A 17,847-nucleotide genomic window follows, 5' to 3' on the forward strand; every position below is an offset into this window, starting at 1 on the left:
AATGAATGTTAATCAATTATTAAAACAACTTGTACTTTCCGAATTAGAGAAAGCTGTAGAATCCTATTTAGAAAAAAATAAACTTAGTTCCGTTAAAGAAAACTTAAAAATTCGTATTGAATATTCAAGAGATGAAAAGTTTGGAGATTATTCTTCTCCTTTTGCTTTAGAAAACAAAAGTATACTAAATAAAAATCCAAAAGAAATTGCAGAGGCCGTATTAGCTGAGATCGAGAACGACTCTTTTTTTGAATTTGTTAGTTTTTCTCCACCAGGATTTATTAACTTTCGAATCCAAACCAAATTTTTGAACGACTATGTCCGATCTGTTATGTCGCAAGCAGTAGTTTTTGCAGAGACGCCAAGAAAAGAAAAGATCTTACTTGAATTTGTCTCTGCCAATCCCACAGGTCCAATGAATATTGTATCTGCCAGATCAGCGGCTTATGGAGATGCGCTAGCTAATTTACTTACAAGTCTTGGTCATACCGTTAAACGAGAGTTCTACGTGAATGATTATGGAAATCAGGTGTATTTACTTGGAGTTGCAGTTTTACTTCGAATATTTGAATCCAGAGGAGACTCAATTCAATTCCAAGAAGAAGATTCTAATGATTCTGTAATTGATCTTGTTAAAAAAAGAATTCTGCCAAAAGAAAGTTATCGTGGAGAATATATTAAAGACATTGCCATGCAATGTATTGAAGATAAAGAAAGAACCAAATTTGTCTTAGATTGCGTTTCTATGGAAAAATGGGACGAAGTCATAAACTATCTCTCTCGTTATGCGGTAGAATATAATTTGAGTCGTCAAAAAGAGGATTTGGCATTATTTGGTGTAAACTTTGATTTATTCTTTAGTGAACGCAGTCTCCATGAATCAGGGGATGTGGAAAAGGTTCCTACCATCTTAAAAAAAGAAGATGTAACTACGATTGATGGAAAACTGCATTTTTTGTCCACACTCTATGGGGATGATAAAGACCGTGTGATTCGAAGAGAAGATGGTCGTCCAACCTATCTTATGGCCGACATTGCTTATCATTATAACAAATTCCAAAGAGGGTTTGATACATTAATTGATATTTGGGGACCGGATCATTATGGATACATTGCTCGTTTAAAAGGAGCTGTGAAATCCTTTGGGAAAGCAGATGAAAATTTTCAAGTTCTCATCGCCCAACAAGTAAACTTAATCGAAAACAAAGAAAAAGTAAAAATGAGCAAACGTTTGGGAATTTTTCAAACAATGCGTGATCTTTTGACTTATTTAGGAAAACAAGGTAGGGATGTGGGTCGTTATTTTTTCTTAATGAGAAGTTCGGATGCTCCTCTTGATTTTGATTTGGATTTAGCAAAAGACGAATCGGATAAAAACCCGGTGTTTTATATCCAATATGCCCATGCAAGGATTTGTTCTATTTTTCGTGAGTTACAAGTTCCAATGGACTTAAATCTTTTGCAGGCTGGAATTTCTGAAGAATTTTTAAAACAAGAGGAACGAACTCGTCTTCTCTTTTGGGTTGCAAGATTACAAGAAGAAGTGTATGACACCGCAACAAGTTTCGAACCGCATCGGCTTACCAACTATTTACAATCTTTAAGTAAGTCTTTTACAAAGTTTTATTCCCAAAAAGATAATAGGATCAAAGACAAAACTGGAAATGAAAAAGATACACTTCTAGCACTAGTGCTTTATACAAAATTTGCTTTAGAAAGTGGTTTGAAACTTCTTGGTATTTCTGCACCTGAGAAGATGTCAAAGGAAGACTCAGAACAGTAACAAAAAATGGAAACACCATATATCGTCATTATAGCAACAGGCTCTGAGATTACTGCAGGACGTAGCGTAGATACTAACTCAGGTTGGATAGCAAACCAATTGTTTGAACTAGGTTGGAAGGTAAAAAAGTTTATCGCTTTACCTGATGACCCTGAACTCATTTTATCGGAACTCCAAAACTTAAAAGATCTAGCAAAAACAAAACCAGTACTTGCTATAATGACAGGTGGCCTTGGACCTACTGAAGACGATTATACGCTAGAAACCGTTTTGAAGCTGAATGGAAAAAAGTCATATTCAGTGGAAAAAGCAAAAATTCGCTTAACCCGTGTTTATGAATCCAGAGGCAAACAATATAGTGATATCCTTCCGACAGTTCTTCGCCAAACACATGTCCCCGAGGATTGTAAAATTTTAGATAATAATGTTGGGATTGCAGTAGGATTTGTAGAACCATTAGGAGTGGATTCTTATTTAGTGTGTATGCCAGGTGTTCCTTCAGAAATGAAGGATATGTTTACACGAAGACTAACACCCGAACTAAAAAGATTATACCCTCGAGAGAATTTAGTCCAAAAAACAAAATGGTTGTGGAATATTGGTGAATCGCTCTACCAAAAAGATTTTGTAGAAAAGAACAGGGAAAGTTTGTTTTCTGATGTGGAATGGGGGGTTACCGCTAACAGAGGGTATATTAAATGTATCTTTCAGTCGAATTATTCTGAAAAATTAGAAAGAATAGTCAATGAGTTAGAAAAACAATATCCTAAAATCATTTCAGACGATGTTTTTGCCTACGTTCATGAAGAACTAATTTCCAAAAAATTGACAATCGCTGTGGGGGAAAGTTGTACAGGTGGGCTCCTTGGAAAAAAATTGACCGACTCGCCCGGTTCCAGCACCTATTTTGTCGGTGGGTTTCTGACTTATTCCAATGAAATGAAGGAATCACTTCTTGGTGTTTCGCATAACATCTTAAGTCAATTTGGTGCAGTGAGTTTAGAAACCGCAAGTTCTATGGCAAATGGAATTTTTGAAAAAACCAAAGCAGATTACTGTATTTCCATTACAGGCATTGCCGGACCAGATGGAGGAACCGAATCAAAACCGGTGGGAACCGTTTGGATTGGTTTAAAAACACCAGATGGGCAAGTTCAAACTCATTCCTATATCTTTCCTGGAAATAGAGAAGGGATACGAGAAAACGCAAGTAACACAGCTTTATTTTTATTATACCAGTCTCTCAAACAAAGGAACATATAACATGTGGCAAACGATTGTTTATTCAATTGGTTTTTTTCTTTTATTCTATTTTAGTTGGGATATTGACTTAAATTTAGTCCCGAACATTCGAGAGACTTGGGTTTGGAATAGCGAAGGAAGATTTGGAACTTCGTCCCCAAAAATTGGAGAAGATCCATTTAAAACTATTAATGGATATAAAATAGGAAGTAGGTATTATTCATTTAAATCAGGAAAATTTCCTGAAATGGATCCAAAGTACTTGGTCGACTTCCCATTGTTATCAAATGGTTATTTGTTATATGAAAAAATTGGAGATGAGGTAAACTTTTTCTCTGATTCAGGAGAACTCTTTTGGAAAAAACCTATTAATTCTTATCCAAGGAGTGGATACTTTGCATCTCCAGTTTTGTATTTATCGGGAGATAACAATACGGTTTTTCTAATGGATGAGAGCGGAAACCGAGTCGGTAAATCAGAGTTAAATGGACGGTTTCTAACTGATTATCAATTTGATTCTAAAAATAAAGGTGTAATTGTTTTATTTTCAGGTGGGGAAATCTATCGTTTAGATGAAAAAGGAAATGCACTGTTTGAGAAAGATCTTTCCAAAGAGAGAAAAGATTCTTTTTTTAAATCCGTGGCTCTGTCTCCCAACGGAAAATTTTCAGCAATCCATTATTCTTTGTTAGATAAAGATTTTGTTGAAGTTTTGGATGAAGTTGGGGAAACAGTGGAAGAGTTTCCGCTACCAAAGTTTTATCCGCATAAACTCTATTTTGTCATTGGAAACGATGGCTCTATACTATTTAACTTCCCTGATAGTCTGTCATTTTATAGAAGTGGAGAGTTGGTTTGGGAAAAAAACAAAACAAAGTCAGGTGGTGTATATCAATCTATATTTGCCACCGATTCTGTCTACATGGCTTTGTCTGAATCAGAAATTCAATTTTACAATAACAAGGGTAATCTGATTCGATCTAAAAAAATGCCACCATCTGAGTTGCCATTAAGGTTTTTCCCAGGAAGGGCTAACTCTACTTTTTATCTGCAATCTAAATCGGATTTGATGCAATTTCAAATCTTTTAGAAATAAGTCTTGGTATTTTAAGTTTTATCGTTGATGTTTCTGGTTTTCAGAATCCATCCGATTCATTCGGATTTTGTCTTAGGGTTTGTTTTTTTTGCGGAATCCACTTCATAAATGGAAAGAGATTTGAACCCAGTCCTTCCTTCTCGGTTGATCATGGCGATGGTTTCTGTACAAACTCCGGGTTCAATATTAAAGATGAGTTGGTCGGAAATTTCTCTGCAAATATAAAGTCCACGACCATGACTATCTTCTAATCCTTTTGGAAAGCCGGTAGATTCATCGATACTAATATGACGGTCAAGTCTATGTAGGATTTCTTCTTTTCTAAGTGACCCAAATTGATCACGAACTACAATAAAAATGGTACTTTCTGTTGCCCCATAACCAATTAAAAAATAATCATCCGGCATTAGTTGGATATTGTCCAGAGGAACAACCATATCATGGCTTGGGATTTCGAATTGGTATTTGTATTCTCCTTCATGAGTCCTCGGAGCTCTGATCATTGCATTGGAAGTGAGTTCCTCTAACACTTGTTGAATGGCTTTCGGAGCACCTAATTGGATTAAATTTTTTGAAATTTTACCACAAAGTATGGAACGGTCTTGATCCGATTTAATTTGTTTATATATGATTCCGTTGTTTGGGGCTTCTTCAAATTCACTATTTATGTTTTGGTTATAAACTTTAAAATCTCCAGTGAAATATTTTTCAATTCCGAAAATATCATTGGAAAGAAGCTTTTCTACCATTACTTCGATTAGATGGATGTCTAAAAAACTATACTTTGGGATGATGTTCCAGATATGAAGATCTTTTGCATATTTAATGTATTCATTGATATTGTATGCAGTCATCAGGGCGTATAGTATATGAGGGAATTCTTTTTGGATGAGTTTTACTAAATCAATTCCAGATTTTCCGGGGAGTCGAATATCCGTAATGGTTAAATCAATTTTTTCGTTTGTTAGATACCAAACAGCTTCTTCAAAATGTTCCGCACCAAAAACATTAAACTTGGTGCTAAGTAAATCCATAATGGCTTCTCGGATGGAATGAATATCTTCCACAATTAAAATGGATTGTTTCATGGACTTTGCTCCGTGATATCGTTTGTGAGAGGGAAGGAGATCGTAAATCGCGTTTTTTGTTCACTTGACTTTACTGATATATTTCCGTCATGTTCTTTGACTATCGAGTGACAAATTGATAGACCAAGTCCCGTTCCAGTTCCAGATTTATTACTTGTAAAAAATGGATCAAAGATCTTTTGAATGATGGAGTCTGGAATTCCACCTGCATTGTCTTCCACTATGATATGAAGCCAGTTTTTTGTTTTTCTTAGTTCTATCGATATTTCGCCCGGCCTATAGTCGAAGGCCTGGAGTGAGTTTCTGAATAAATTCATAAACAAACGTTCCATTTTTCCAGGATGGAATGGAAACTGATAGTCATGGTCGCAAGAAATTCTCCAAACAATGTTTTTACTTAAATGGGGATACAGACGAATCACCGTATCTTTGGCACGGTTGATGGTTTCAACGATATCTCCCAATGTTACTTTGACTTTATCTGTTTTGGCAAAAGAAATGATATCGGAAACAATGATGGCAGCCCGGGAAACATCATTTTTAATCATATCCAGACGTTTTTCAATTTGTTCTGGCGGTTGGTTCTGCCAATTCGCTTTTAAGTTTTGAAGAGTAAGGCTAATGCCCGTTAACGGGTTGTTTAGCTCATGGGCAATTCCTGATATCAAAATTCCAAGAGAAGCAAGATTTCGCATTCGAAACGACTCTTCCTCTTTATCTCTTTGTTTGGTGACATCCGAAATTTTCTCGACCATCCAAAAAAGATCTTCTTGTTTGGGGTAAGGGTAAAATTCCAGAAGTAGAGTTTGTTTTTTATCTTCCGAACGGAAAAAAATCTCACGTGTAATGGGAGTGGAATAGGTCTGATTCTTTTCTTTCGACTTTACATTGATTTTAGGGCAATAAGGACATATGTCTGTTCTTTGATACAAAACTTCATAACATTTGCGATCAAGTAGTTCATCATATTTGTTGTTCTTTGCAAAAAGAATGGTGGCAAGATTGGCTCTTTGGATTTGAAAATCGGAATCGATAAGAACCAGTGGATCTTGTACTACATCATAAATTGCTTCCAGTTCTCTTGCTTTTTCTGCAACTTTTTCAACGGAAGAACTATCTTTGTTTTGTGAATTTTCAGGCAAAACTAATATCCTAGAGACTGGTTCAACTGTTTGAACATTGACTTCTGGTTTTTGTTTCCACCTGTTTTTTGTAAGGCAGTTATTGAAGCTAATTGGCTATGAAAATCTAAAAGGAATTTGATATAAAAGTCTTTTTTAAAATCGTTTCTTTCCCCTTTGATTTCATCATTACGAAGGGAGGAAAGTGGGAAACTATCAGTTCCATCCAGGCCAGAAAAACTAATCACCATATCATTTAAGGAAGTATCAAGAGGTGAAGTGTCTGTTATCTTTGTTTTTGTTTTTTGTTCAATTTCAGTATCTTCTGTGATTACTTGTACTTCCACTTTGGAGAGAACGGATCCATTGAATTCTAGTAAAATTGATTTTTCTTCAGAATGTTTGATTCTGTTTTTGTTTTGTGGGTCTGGGTCTACTTTGTATTTGCGAATGCGAATTCCTGTTCTGTTGGGATAGGTTCCAATAAAACTAATGGTTGTATTTGCTGGTAATGAGGTGAGGTGTTCATAGGTAAGTAACTCCCTAGCTTTAGCGATCTCTCGATAAAGGCTAAGGATTTCCTTGTCTAAACGACTTTCTTTTTCAGAAATGTCAGACTCTGCAAAAAGGCTGACATTCAGTGAGAAAAAACTAAGGAGTAGTAGGAGCCGGTACTTCGGAAGGTGTTCCATCAGTTTCTACCGGAGCTTCTAAACTTGGTTCTACATCGGGAACCAACACTTCGTCTTTTTTTGCAAAAACGAAAGACAGGGCCAAAGAAAGAACGATGAATAGAATGGCTGCCACTCTTGTTGTTTTTGTCATTACATCAGCAGTGGATGCTCCAAAGACCGACTGACTCGCTGTAGATCCGCCGAGCATTCCAGCGCTTCCGCCTTTTCCTGTTTGGATCATCACAAGAAGGATCAGAAAGAGTGAAAGAAGAATAAAAAGTGTGAGGATGGTTCCTGCAAAAAATCCCATAATGTTTCCTTATTTTAAAAGTCCTAAAAATGAATCTAATTTTTGACTGGCTCCTCCCACGAGGCCACCGTCTATATTTGGTTTGGCGAGTAGTTCTTTGATATTGTCCGGTTTTACCGAACCACCATATAGAATTTGAATGTTCTCAGCGATTGCACCCGCACCTACAAATAAATTTCCAATCTCTTTGCGAATAAAGGCATGTGCTTCTTCTGCTTCCACTGGAGTTGCTACTTTTCCAGTTCCAATCGCCCAAACTGGTTCATAAGCGATCACAAGTTTAGAGAAGAGGTCACTTGTAATGTCTTTTAGACCTTTTTTGATTTGGTCTTCTAACACAGAAAAGGTGTTTCCTTTTTCTCTTTCTGCCCAGGTTTCTCCCACACAATACACAACGCGGAAGCCTGCCTTTAAAAAATATAAAATCTTTTGGTTGTCAAACTCGGAAGTTTCTCCTAGGAATTGGCGTCTTTCTGAGTGTCCAACAAGAACAGTTGTGATGCCAAGCTCTGCCAGTTGCGTTGGTGAAATTTCTCCTGTCATCGCAGTGAGTCCTGATTGGTAAGCATTCTGCGCACCTACGATGAGTTTAGATCCTTTTGCAAGGGAAGATACTGTTTCCAGATGCAAAGCACTTGGAAAAATCATCACTTCGTAGGAAGAGGAGTTAGTTGCGGAAACCAAACCTTTGGTGATGGCAGAAGCTTCCGCAAAGGTTAAATTCATTTTCCAGTTTCCAGCAATGATCTTCTTTCTCATCTTATTTTCCTTCCTTAGGGAGTAAACATTCCACACCTGGGAGTGTGCGTCCTTCTAAAAATTCAAGAGAAGCACCGCCACCCGTGGAAATATGAGTGATTTTGTCTGCCACACCCGCTTTGTTCACAGCAGCGATAGAATCGCCTCCGCCCACAACGGTTTTTGCCTTGGATTTACTGATGGCTTTAGCAATCTCAATGGTTCCTTTAGAGAACTTGTCCATCTCAAATACACCCATTGGTCCATTCCAAAGGATGGTTTTGGCTTCTTTGATTGCTTTAACGTAACTATCGATGGTTTTGGGACCAATGTCCATACCCATCCAACCATCCAAAATTCCCATTTTATCCACAGACTTTGTTTTGGCATTAGGATCAAAAGCATCCGCAATGATATGGTCTACAGGAATCTGGAGGTCAACCCCTTGGACTCCCGCACGGTCTATGAGTTGGAAGGCTTGGGATTCAAACTCTGGTTCCACAAGGGATTTACCGACGGGAACGGCTCTGGATTTCAGGAAGGTATATGCCATCCCACCACCAATGAGGAGGTGGTCTACCTTCTCGAGAAGGTTCTTTAAGATGGCAAATTTAGAACTGACTTTGGAACCACCGACAATCGCCACAAAAGGGCGTTCTGGTCTTGCGAGAAGTCCACTGAGAACTTCAATTTCTTTTCGCATGAGAAGTCCTGCGAACGCAGGAAGTAAGTGCGCCACACCTTCTGTGGAAGCATGGGCACGGTGTGCGGTTCCAAAGGCATCGTTGACATAAACGTCAGCAAGCTTTGCCAGTTCCTTACAGAAACCGGCTTCGTTTTCCTCTTCTTCCTTATGGAATCGAAGGTTTTCTAAAAGTAGGATTTCGCCTTCCCCAAGCTCATTTGACATTTTGACTACAGCTGCACCAATCACTGAGTCAGAAAAACTGACTTTGGTTTTGACGAGTGTAGAAAGAACATCAAACACCGGTTTCATGGAGTATTTTGCCTCAGGTCCGCCTTTCGGGCGACCTAAGTGACTTCCCAGAATAATCTTTGCCCCTTTGGAAATGAGTAATTCCAAAGTAGGGAGGGTTTTTTCGATTCGAGTTTTGTCCGTGGCTTTTCCGTTTTCCACTGGGACATTGAAGTCCACACGAACAAAGACTCGTTTTCCTTTTAGATTTTGTTCTTCGAGAAGAGGTAATTTCATCTTAGCCTTTTTTTGCCATGTAACGTACGAGATCTAAAACTCGGTTTGAGTATCCCATTTCATTGTCATACCAAGAGACAAGTTTGAAAAAAGTTGGGCTTAGTTCAATACAAGCATCGGCATCAAAGATAGAAGAACGAATGTCTCCAAGAAAGTCGTTTGAAACCACCATATCTTCCGTGTAACCAAGGATTCCTTTCATGGATCCTTCACTTGCTTCTTTCATTTTCTTTTTGATTTCAGCGAGTGATGTTGGTTTTTCAGTGCGAACAGTTAAATCCACAACGGATACGTCTGGAGTGGGAACTCGGAAACTCATACCAGTGAGTTTTCCATTCACTTCAGGAATACAAAGACCTACTGCTTTTGCCGCTCCAGTGGAAGCTGGGATGATATTTTGAGCAGCGCCACGACCACCACGGAAGTCTTTTTTAGAAGGTCCGTCCACAGTCGGTTGGGTTGCTGTCATCGCATGGATGGTAGTCATAAGGCCCTCTACGATTCCAAAGTTGTCAAGAACCACTTTTGTGATAGGAGCTAGGCAGTTTGTTGTACAAGATGCATTCGATACTACATTGTCTTTTGCAGAATCGTATTTTTCATGGTTCACACCCATAACGAATGTAGGAATGTCTTTGTCTTTTGCAGGAGCAGAGATCACTACTTTTTTGGCACCGGCTTTGATGTGTTTTTCAGCACCCACTCGGTCCGTAAAAAGACCAGTGGATTCAATGACGAAGTCCACTCCGAGTTCTTTCCAAGGGAGTTTTTCTGGGTCTCTTTCTGAGAAGGTTTTTACTTTTTTGCCATCGATAATGATTTCGTTGTCTGTGTGAGAAACTTCACCGTTGAAACGGCCGTGAGTAGAGTCGTATTTGAAAAGATAAGAAAGATTGTCTGGTGTCACAAGGTCGTTGATTGCAACAAATTCTAAGTTGGGATCTTTGATTCCGGATCGAAGTACAAGTCGTCCAATGCGACCAAAACCATTGATTGCGATTTTTACCATGAGGTTCTCCTAAAAGGCTCGTATCGAGAGATGAAACGATTTTTTAATTACAGAATTTCGAATTCGGGGTCTCTGTCACTCATTTTAAGGTCTGAAGGTGCGGATAAGCCATAAGAAATTCCCATTTTCCTTTGGTTTTCCGCTTGCTTCTGGGCTCTACCGGTGACTCTGGTTGGCCCGAAAAAATGAGTTAAGGCCAAGTGAGCCAATCTTGTGGATGGTAATACCTAATACAGTGAAAGTCATAAGGCAACTTTGTTTTTTTCATTTTTTACTTTTTAGAATTAGTAAGGTTCTTTTTTGCCTAATCGTTGTTTGTTTTTATCATATAACCCAACAAGGAGTTTGTCTCCATTGTTGCCTCTTTCCAAAAAACGAATGCCAGCATACTTTGCTTCGGAAAAAAGCTCAGCATCGCCTTCTTGGAAAAAATAAGATTCCGCCCCGATCTTCAATTGAAACTCACTTCGGTAATATTTTAAACAATGTTCGCCTAAAGATAAATTGGTAAAGTTCTCCTGCAAACGAATGGGGATAAACTCTTCGTTTTGAATTCGAAATACCATACAACCACGTTTGGGAGCATTGGCATTTTCATCCGTTTCCAATCTTTCCCAATCATAGTTTAAGACCATATAATCACCTTGGAAAAGAGACCTTGGATCTTTGGGAAGTAAGGGTAAAAAGACAAGCCTCCCCGTTTTTCGGATTTTTTCTTTTTCCCAAACGGAGTATGTGAGAAATCCAGTGAAAACTAGAAAATTGATTAAGAGAAATACAAACCAGTTTGCTCTTTTCATTTTTTTCTCAAAGGTGAAAATCTTAAAAATACATAAGCTACAAAAAACAAGAAAGAAGAGCCGATCATCATTTTCGCTTTTTCCAAGAGAGTTGTTTCTAAGTCGTAATAGAATCCGAAATAGAATAGAAGAAAGGAAACCCAAGCAAGGTAAAATAAAAAGGAATACCCTCTCGCAAATCCGATAAGGATAAGAAAAGATGAGGTTATGACCCCTGGCGTTCGGAACGTTGGCAAAAAAATTAGCATAAAGAAAATGAGAAAAAGTAAAAAAGAAAAAAAGTTAATCTTTGGAACTAGTTCTTTGTATAATAAATAACATCCACCTAATAGCAAAATAATGGATTGGCATTTTGTTATCCAAGGGATCTCTTTTAATTCGGGAAAAAAAGAAAAACCAACCAGGATGAGAAGCGATATACTGAGTGAGTAAGGAAGGTGGTAGAATGGTTTTTTTGCTTTTTTAGGAAGACTAAAATAGAATAATAAACATAAACAAACAATGGTGAGGAGAGGGAAAAAATAGAATAACTTATATTCTAAAAGCAAAACGCAAGAAAACAGGAAAAACAGAATCGGTGAGAGAAATCTTTGGATGGGATTTGAAACGAAGAAAAAGAATATCAGCTGAAAACAGAGGATAAGCCAAAGGAAAGAAGTATCTTCTGGTTTAAAAGTTTCATACACTCCGAAGAGAAATAAACAAAAACCTTGGTTTAAAAATGAAAATAGGACAGGTCCGAAACTTTCTTTTTTCCTTCCCGTTTGTAAAAAGGAAAGGACCGAAACCAAAATCATAACAAAGATTCCCAAAAAAAGATTAAGATGTTTGTTGTTTAAAAGTCCGAGAACCACGAAACAAAGAAGGAAAAAACCGCCTGCAAGAAGGGATCCAAAAAAACCTAGTATTTCTATGTACCAAGGAGTTTTCATGGGTTAACTTCTCCTGAACCATTGATCCTTCGCAATCCGTTCAAATGAGAGACAGCCCAAACCGTATAGAGAGTAATAGAAAGTGCAAAAAGCAGATAATTAACGGCTGAACTATAAGCCCAAATGGCAAAAAGATCTGCTGTTTTTAGAAGGATTTGGCCTAAACCAAAGAGTAGGATCAAACTTAAGTTCAAGTGCCGAAATCGATACCACCTGTAAAATATATAAACGAATCCATAAAAAAGAAGAGGGAGTAAAATCTGAAAAAATCCATAAGTCAATGTGGTACTGAACTCGGAATGAATTCGAAATAAGATCACATGGACTAAGTTTAAGAAACCGAGTGCAAAAAAGATTCCTAAAGCTGATAAAAAGGATTTCGTTTTTTCCGAATAAAACTCTGATTTTTGGAAATCAAGAACGATTCCAATGAAAATAAATAAGAGCGAGGTGGTCGCGAAAAGAAAGTGGTTTTCTTTTCCAGTTGCGACTTGAACCGAATACAGATAGACCGTGGATGCAAATAAGACCATCCATAATCCGGCAACCACACCTGAGCGGGAAATGGGAACCAAAAATAAGGTTAAAATGGCCCAACCCAAAAAAAGATCATAAACATCAGTGCCAGTTTGATAAATTTGACCATACACAAGTAAGGCGGAGCCTGTTAAGAAAAAAAGAATCGTGAGACCAATTTCAAATAGGAGTTCTTTTTTTCGGAAAAAAAAGGTAAAAAGATAAAATACAATGTTAAGGAGGAAAATGATCCCAAGTTTTGTGAACCGATCGAGAAGATTCCAGTTGAAAGCAACTAGGAAAAAAATTCCCGAAAGCAGAAGGGCAGATCCTATGATGAGCAAAGTGGATTCAAAAAAATGAATCCAATCTTCTAAATCTTTTTTACCATAAGGTGGCAATGACATGACTTTCTTGGATGACACCTAAAGTTCTAGAATCCACTCCGAGTTCCCGATTGTCAGCAAGTAGAAAAAAGGATTTTTCGGGAACCGTCATTTTTGGCATATCATCCGATTCTGTTTTTCCTTGCGGGATCATTGGGATATCGTTTGATGAGGACTCAGGAAAACTTGCAGGATCGAGAAGGGTACCATTGCGAAATACCATTCGCTTTTGGACATAAACGGTATCGCCCGGTTTGCCAACGATCCTTGCAATGAAAACAGAATCAGGGTCAAGAGGAGAGCGAGCAAGGACCACATCACCAATTCCCAATTGTTTGGAACGGAACCATCGATTAAAATAGGCGGTAGATCCATTTTTTAAAGTAGGCTCCATAAACTGGTTTGGAATGTGGACTGGAGTGATGATATAGTATTTAACGATCAAAGCAGCTATTAGGCCGCAAGCGAGAGGGATAACAAATGCAAGTAGCCTTGTTTTGAAAGGAACTTTGTTTTTTGATTTAGACATGGAAGTAGTTAATTTCTCTCCTAAGGCTTTCGGATAGTTGGTTCATGGTTTGGGAACTAGATTTGGTTCCTTCACTGGACATGGCAGTAGTTTGAGCATGGTTATTGATTTCTGCCATAGATCTGGAAATTTCAAGCATAGCCATTTTTTGTTCATCTGTGGCTTCTTTGATCATTTCAGAAAGTTCTCGAATTTGGGTTACACCTTCGTTGACTTCTTCGTTGGTTTCAATTTGTTTTCTGACTACGGAACGAATTTCTTTTGTCATTTGGTTGATCGAGTTCACACCTGAAATGGTTTCACTTAAAATCACAATGGACTGGTCAATTTTTTCCTGACCCTGTTTGATCTCACCTTCATTCTGTTTGATGAGTTCTTCGATATCATCAATTGATTTTGCCGTTTTGTCTGCAAGTTTTGAAATTTCATCGGCAACCACAGCAAATCCTCTGCCACTCGCTCCAGCTCTGGCCGCCTCAATTGCTGCATTTAATGCAAGTAAGTTGATCTGTTCTGAGATATTATGAATGATTTCAACAACGTTTGTCATTTCTGAAGAAGATTGGAAAATTTTGTCCATTGAAAGTTTCATTTCTCCTAAGGACTTTTCTCCTAATTTGGCATCGTTTGTGATTTCTTCTACTCGCACATCGGCAACTTGAAATTTTTTGTCAATTTCAGAAACGGCATGATTGAGTTCTGTCATTTTTTTCATAAGAGAAACCAGGGTGAAGGATTGGGTTTCTGTTCTTTGTGCTACACTTTCAATCCCAGCTGTAATTTCTTCTACTGAAGCAGAAATTTCTTCACTACTTGCTGCTTGGTTTTGTGCCGCATCCGATAGAGACAACATGGACTCGTAAATATCGGAACTAGTGTTTGTGAGTTCATTTGAAACCGTTTGTGTTTGGTTTACGATTTGTCGGAGTTTGGTTTGAAAGTCAAACATGGCATTGGCCATACTTCCAATTTCATCACGACTTGAGTCATAAAAATCAGATTGTAAATTCCCTTTTACCATTTCAGAAATTCTGAGTTTGATTCGTTCTAATGGTTTGAGTTTGGATTCAATCACAAGGACTGTGGTGAATCCAATTAGGAGTAATACGATAATTGATATTCCAAGTGTTGTAAATAAACTTGTGAGAGTTTTTTCATAAAGTTCTGCATTTTCAAAAATGCAGAAGATAATATAGTTAAACTCTGGGTTTTTCACATAAAAAATTCGTTTGAGAGTTCCATCTTCTGTGGAGTCAATAAAACCTAGAGCATCTTCTTTTTGGAAAGGTGTATCAAAAACTAACTTTGATTTTGCGTTGTTTCCGATTTCCTTTTTATTGGTGTAATATACGATGGTTCCATCCCCATCGAAAAAACCAACCTTTCCAGAAGTTCCAATTTTTATATTACCTAAAATGAAACTAGAGAGTTTCCCGATATTTAAAAATCCTCCGACATAACCCAAAAATTGATCATTTTGGTAAACGGGAAGGGTGTAAGGAGAAACAATGTCACCCGAAATACGAGAACGAATGCTTGTATGTCTCAGAGGACCTTGTTTTGCCAAGTCCACATCTTCGATAAAAAATATACTACCGGTTTTGGAACGATCGTATTCATTGGTAGATACAAAAATTCCTTCTTCTGGTTTATAAAAGAAGAGGGCTTCTACAGCATGGTTTGTACTTTTTAATTGGATTTCGTTGAGAACCGAACGAATCCCTTGTAAGTTTTTACGGACAATTTGGTCTTTCAGTTTGTTTTCAGCAAATATTGATAGTGTAAGCCTGTCTCGAAAGTCAACAAGGGTCACACGCATCAGTGTCTCAGAATCCATTACTGATTGTTCCATACTGGAATGTACCAAGTCTAACTCTTGTTTAAAATTCATCCGGTAATTGATAATAAACAAAACGAGGATTGCCGCAAGAAAGGAAAGGACAGTTTGGAATCCCAAATTTCGGGAGAGTTTTCTTGTATTGATTCTTTTATTATGATCGATACGAATGGAAAGAAGGATCTTTTTGATATTGAATTTGTTTTCTACATAATCAATAAAAATAGATTGGAAGATGACTGTGAAGGCTAAGGTCAGACAAAGACCAATCCCCATTTCGCTCATGAGGACAAAGTTTTTGGAATGTTGGTAAAAGTATAAAGACCCAAGGACAAATAAAAATCCAATCGCATAACGAATGATGACATCGATCATGGCCACTTGGGCTAAATGATCCAACCAAAAATAGGCCTTAATTTGATCGCGTTTGGTGCATTCTGGTTTTCCAATCCGATTCACGGAAGCAAACCGAATCCAGTAGAAAGTAACACAGAAAATTAAGATAAAAAAGACAGAAATGGATGTCGAAATTAGAATAATTTGAAATTCTTCTCCCGACCATTCTGTAAAAAAGTAAATATAAGCAAGGAGAGTGGGGAAGCCGATTCCGTAATTAAAACCTTCTAGACCAAAAATTATAAATTTGATCAATTTACGCATATCCATACCCTAGGGATACAAATTGTCTAAGAATTGTAAACGTAAAATTCCCGCATAAAACGATAATGAAAGACCAACTCATTCTAAAAACCATCCAAGAAAAGATTAAAAATTTAGGAAGCCAACCTGGATGTTACCTCTGGAAAAATGAAGAGGGGATTGTGATTTATGTTGGAAAGGCTCTCAAATTACAATCAAGGGTTCGGTCTTATTTAAATCCAAACCAGAAAGATCGTAAAACGCGGGCCCTCTATGTCGAGTTGTACGACCTGGATTGGATTGCCACAAGTACGGAAAAGGAAGCTTTGCTTCTTGAAGCTACACTCATCAAAAAATACAATCCAAAGTTTAATGTTAGGTTAAAAGACGATAAAAAATACCCCTTCCTTTGTGTTTCAACAAGTGAAGACTTTCCTATGGTTTTTTTGACTAGAAACGTAAAAGACAATGGGGATCGCTACTTTGGGCCATTTACCGATGTAAAGGCTGCTCGCGATACTTTAGAATTAATTCATCGAATCTTTCCAATCCGTAAAACGAAACTCAAACTCCCACTTGCAAAACCACAACGGCCTTGTCTGAATTTTCATATGGGTCGTTGTCTTGGTCCTTGCCAAGGAAATGTTACAAAAGAAACCTACGGAGAATTAGTCGATGAGATCCTAAGTTTTTTAGAAGGAAAAAAAGAACGATTGGTTGCTGGGCTCAAAACTTCGATGATTCAAGCATCTGAACGAATGGAATATGAGAGAGCTGGTTACTTAAAGGCAAGGATCGAAAAAATCAACCAAGTCCGTGAAAAACAAACCGTTGTCAGTATGGATGGGGGTGATGAAGATATTTTAGGAATCAGTAAACGTGATGATGAAGGCCAAGTTGTCATTTTAGAAGTGAGAGGCGGGCGGTTAGAAGGGAAAAAATCTTTTCCAATCACGGGTCTTTCCTTTTCTGATGATGAAGAAGTATTTACTTCCTTTCTTCGTGATTATTATTTGAATGTCACCCTCCTTCCGAGTATTTTATTTTTACCTCCTTCTGCCAAAGGTAATTACGATGTATTTGTAGAAGCCATCACTGAAAAATTTGGAACATCAATCAAACTGAAGTTTCCAGAAATGGGACCTAAAAAATCACTTCTCCGTTTGGCAGAAAAAAATGCAGATCTGAGTTTAACCGAACGTATCCTTGCTACGAAACTTCGCGACCAATCAGTTGCAATGAAAGAACTCCAAGAAAAATTAAAACTACCAGTTCTACCAAGAACCATTGAATGTTATGATATTTCTCACTTCCAAGGTTCATCCCCTGTTGCTAGTGGAGTCATGTTTGTCGACGGAAAGCCGTATAAGGCTGGTTATCGTCATTATAAAATGCGTGGGTATGAAGGAATCAATGACCCAGGAATGATCCATGAGGTAATTGCGAGAAGGCTCAGCCATTTGATGAATGAAGAAGAACCTCTTCCCGATTTAATCGTCATCGATGGTGGTCTGACTCAACTATCTCGTGCTGCAGAAGCAGCGAATGCCTTGGAACTTGGTCATATACCGATGGTGGGCCTTGCAAAAAAGAGAGAAGAGATTTATTTTCCCGGAGAAAAATATCCATATAGTTTTGACATTCATTCCCCGATGATGCGTCTTCTTCGGAATTTGAGGGATGAAGCACACCGATTTGGAGTGACATTCCAACGTATCCAAAGAAAGAAAAAAGCACTAAAAACAATTTTAGATGATATGGAAGATGTTGGAGCAAGTCGGCGAAAGAGTATTCTTTCTTATTTCCAATCTAAAAAGAAAGTCACAGATGCCACAAAAGAGGAATTACAAAAAGTTCCTGGAATTGGACCTGTGCTTGCGGAAAAAATTTATGATGGAATCCAAAAACTAAAAAAGATAGAACCATAACTTCCT

The 17,847-nt window shown here is 37.8% G+C and carries 16 protein-coding genes; 4 read left to right on the plus strand and 12 right to left on the minus strand.

Features of this window, described 5'->3' with window-relative positions:
- Nucleotide 1: 1 nt before the first annotated feature.
- Genes argS through CLV96_RS00360 form a run of 3 tightly spaced genes read left to right on the plus strand, consistent with a single transcriptional unit; the run spans nucleotide 2 to nucleotide 4,115 of the window.
- On the plus strand, nucleotides 2-1,783 hold the full coding sequence (gene argS, locus CLV96_RS00350; RefSeq protein ID WP_004783838.1) for an arginine--tRNA ligase: 1,782 nt from the start codon (nucleotides 2-4) through the stop codon (nucleotides 1,781-1,783).
- Nucleotides 1,784-1,789: 6 nt separating this feature from the next.
- Nucleotides 1,790-3,046 (plus strand): nicotinamide-nucleotide amidohydrolase family protein, encoded by a 1,257-nt coding sequence (locus CLV96_RS00355; RefSeq protein WP_040916975.1) that lies wholly within the window; start codon nucleotides 1,790-1,792, stop codon nucleotides 3,044-3,046.
- Nucleotide 3,047: 1 nt separating this feature from the next.
- The gene (locus tag CLV96_RS00360; protein WP_004783944.1) at nucleotides 3,048-4,115 is read left to right on the plus strand and encodes a hypothetical protein; all 1,068 of its coding nucleotides are present in this window, start codon (nucleotides 3,048-3,050) and stop codon (nucleotides 4,113-4,115) included.
- A gap of 62 nt (nucleotides 4,116-4,177) precedes the next feature.
- Here CLV96_RS00360 and CLV96_RS00365 read toward each other — a convergent pair whose 3' ends face one another.
- The 12 genes from CLV96_RS00365 to CLV96_RS00420 form a co-directional block, all read right to left on the minus strand.
- Entirely contained in the window at nucleotides 4,178-5,209 is a 1,032-nt protein-coding gene (locus CLV96_RS00365; RefSeq protein WP_004783981.1) for a response regulator transcription factor, read from the minus strand.
- Nucleotides 5,206-6,351 (minus strand): LIC_12097 family sensor histidine kinase, encoded by a 1,146-nt coding sequence (locus tag CLV96_RS00370; RefSeq protein ID WP_020777367.1) that lies wholly within the window; start codon nucleotides 6,349-6,351, stop codon nucleotides 5,206-5,208. The genes CLV96_RS00365 and CLV96_RS00370 overlap by 4 nt, the downstream gene beginning before the upstream one ends.
- A 2-nt stretch (nucleotides 6,352-6,353) precedes the next feature.
- Entirely contained in the window at nucleotides 6,354-7,022 is a 669-nt protein-coding gene (locus CLV96_RS00375; RefSeq protein WP_004783743.1) for an LIC_12096 family protein, read from the minus strand.
- Entirely contained in the window at nucleotides 6,982-7,314 is a 333-nt protein-coding gene (gene secG, locus CLV96_RS00380; protein WP_002974121.1) for a preprotein translocase subunit SecG, read from the minus strand. Before secG ends, CLV96_RS00375 begins: the two co-directional genes overlap by 41 nt.
- Nucleotides 7,315-7,323: 9 nt before the next feature.
- On the minus strand, nucleotides 7,324-8,073 hold the full coding sequence (tpiA, locus tag CLV96_RS00385) for a triose-phosphate isomerase (RefSeq protein ID WP_004783811.1): 750 nt from the start codon (nucleotides 8,071-8,073) through the stop codon (nucleotides 7,324-7,326).
- Between the two features lies 1 nt (nucleotide 8,074).
- The gene (locus CLV96_RS00390) at nucleotides 8,075-9,265 is read right to left on the minus strand and encodes a phosphoglycerate kinase (protein WP_004783569.1); all 1,191 of its coding nucleotides are present in this window, start codon (nucleotides 9,263-9,265) and stop codon (nucleotides 8,075-8,077) included.
- A 1-nt stretch (nucleotide 9,266) separates the two neighbouring features.
- Nucleotides 9,267-10,274 (minus strand): type I glyceraldehyde-3-phosphate dehydrogenase, encoded by a 1,008-nt coding sequence (gene gap, locus CLV96_RS00395; protein WP_004783923.1) that lies wholly within the window; start codon nucleotides 10,272-10,274, stop codon nucleotides 9,267-9,269.
- 284 nt (nucleotides 10,275-10,558) lie between these two features.
- On the minus strand, nucleotides 10,559-11,074 hold the full coding sequence (locus CLV96_RS00400) for a GDYXXLXY domain-containing protein (RefSeq protein ID WP_004783697.1): 516 nt from the start codon (nucleotides 11,072-11,074) through the stop codon (nucleotides 10,559-10,561).
- Nucleotides 11,071-12,006, minus strand: a complete 936-nt coding sequence (locus tag CLV96_RS00405; protein ID WP_004783659.1) for a DUF4401 domain-containing protein — start codon at nucleotides 12,004-12,006, stop codon at nucleotides 11,071-11,073. Before CLV96_RS00405 ends, CLV96_RS00400 begins: the two co-directional genes overlap by 4 nt.
- On the minus strand, nucleotides 12,003-12,947 hold the full coding sequence (locus CLV96_RS00410) for a DUF2157 domain-containing protein (RefSeq protein ID WP_243836367.1): 945 nt from the start codon (nucleotides 12,945-12,947) through the stop codon (nucleotides 12,003-12,005). Before CLV96_RS00410 ends, CLV96_RS00405 begins: the two co-directional genes overlap by 4 nt.
- Nucleotides 12,907-13,437 carry a signal peptidase I gene (gene lepB, locus CLV96_RS00415; protein ID WP_004783602.1) on the minus strand — a complete coding sequence of 177 codons (531 nt, stop codon included), beginning with the start codon at nucleotides 13,435-13,437 and terminating at the stop codon, nucleotides 12,907-12,909. The genes CLV96_RS00410 and lepB overlap by 41 nt, the downstream gene beginning before the upstream one ends.
- Nucleotides 13,430-15,934 (minus strand): methyl-accepting chemotaxis protein, encoded by a 2,505-nt coding sequence (locus tag CLV96_RS00420; protein ID WP_004783716.1) that lies wholly within the window; start codon nucleotides 15,932-15,934, stop codon nucleotides 13,430-13,432. Before CLV96_RS00420 ends, lepB begins: the two co-directional genes overlap by 8 nt.
- A 65-nt stretch (nucleotides 15,935-15,999) precedes the next feature.
- Here CLV96_RS00420 and uvrC point away from each other — a divergent pair, with 65 nt between their 5' ends.
- Nucleotides 16,000-17,841 carry an excinuclease ABC subunit UvrC gene (gene uvrC, locus CLV96_RS00425; RefSeq protein ID WP_004783795.1) on the plus strand — a complete coding sequence of 614 codons (1,842 nt, stop codon included), beginning with the start codon at nucleotides 16,000-16,002 and terminating at the stop codon, nucleotides 17,839-17,841.
- Nucleotides 17,842-17,847: the final 6 nt, after the last annotated feature.

Origin of the sequence: Leptospira meyeri (genome assembly GCF_004368965.1) — a bacterium.
GTDB classification, from domain to species: domain Bacteria; phylum Spirochaetota; class Leptospiria; order Leptospirales; family Leptospiraceae; genus Leptospira_A; species Leptospira_A meyeri.

Coding starts and splice junctions, on each gene's coding strand:
- CLV96_RS00360 (WP_004783944.1), top strand. CDS start 3,048: ATGTGGCAAACGATTGTTTATTCAATTGGTTTTTTTCTTTTATTCTAT.
- lepB (WP_004783602.1), bottom strand. CDS start 13,437: ATGTCTAAATCAAAAAACAAAGTTCCTTTCAAAACAAGGCTACTTGCA.
- CLV96_RS00365 (WP_004783981.1), bottom strand. CDS start 5,209: ATGAAACAATCCATTTTAATTGTGGAAGATATTCATTCCATCCGAGAA.
- uvrC (WP_004783795.1), top strand. CDS start 16,000: ATGAAAGACCAACTCATTCTAAAAACCATCCAAGAAAAGATTAAAAAT.
- secG (WP_002974121.1), bottom strand. CDS start 7,314: ATGGGATTTTTTGCAGGAACCATCCTCACACTTTTTATTCTTCTTTCA.
- CLV96_RS00390 (WP_004783569.1), bottom strand. CDS start 9,265: ATGAAATTACCTCTTCTCGAAGAACAAAATCTAAAAGGAAAACGAGTC.
- gap (WP_004783923.1), bottom strand. CDS start 10,274: ATGGTAAAAATCGCAATCAATGGTTTTGGTCGCATTGGACGACTTGTA.
- CLV96_RS00355 (WP_040916975.1), top strand. CDS start 1,790: ATGGAAACACCATATATCGTCATTATAGCAACAGGCTCTGAGATTACT.
- argS (WP_004783838.1), top strand. CDS start 2: ATGAATGTTAATCAATTATTAAAACAACTTGTACTTTCCGAATTAGAG.
- CLV96_RS00405 (WP_004783659.1), bottom strand. CDS start 12,006: ATGAAAACTCCTTGGTACATAGAAATACTAGGTTTTTTTGGATCCCTT.
- tpiA (WP_004783811.1), bottom strand. CDS start 8,073: ATGAGAAAGAAGATCATTGCTGGAAACTGGAAAATGAATTTAACCTTT.
- CLV96_RS00375 (WP_004783743.1), bottom strand. CDS start 7,022: ATGGAACACCTTCCGAAGTACCGGCTCCTACTACTCCTTAGTTTTTTC.
- CLV96_RS00400 (WP_004783697.1), bottom strand. CDS start 11,074: ATGAAAAGAGCAAACTGGTTTGTATTTCTCTTAATCAATTTTCTAGTT.
- CLV96_RS00420 (WP_004783716.1), bottom strand. CDS start 15,934: ATGCGTAAATTGATCAAATTTATAATTTTTGGTCTAGAAGGTTTTAAT.